The following is a 240-nucleotide window of genomic DNA, read 5'->3' on the forward strand; positions in this document are numbered from 1 at the left end:
CCGCAGTATCAATCACATTGTTGGCTCCCAGCAAACGCACTCCGTAATTCTGATTAAACGTGGTCAGATCACCCACCGTCACATTACCATTAAAGGTCACTAGCCCAAGGGAAGCCGCGGTGTTGTCCTGCAGACTTAAATTGAAACTGCCCGCCGCCGACCCAACAGTAATGGCTCCATTCCCGCTCTTTAAGGTAGTATCGGCGGTAAGCGTGACATTTCCGAGCGTCAACGGAGTAT

1 protein-coding gene is annotated in these 240 nt (G+C 51.2%); it reads right to left on the bottom strand.

Annotated elements, in window-relative coordinates; translation table 11 throughout:
• A partial coding sequence (locus tag ACLJNW_RS28120; RefSeq protein ID WP_410961907.1) for a hypothetical protein occupies window positions 1–240 on the bottom strand: 240 nt, incomplete at both ends.

It is taken from the genome of Salmonella sp. SAL4457 (genome assembly GCF_046548235.1).
Classification (GTDB): domain Bacteria; phylum Pseudomonadota; class Gammaproteobacteria; order Enterobacterales; family Enterobacteriaceae; genus Salmonella; species Salmonella enterica.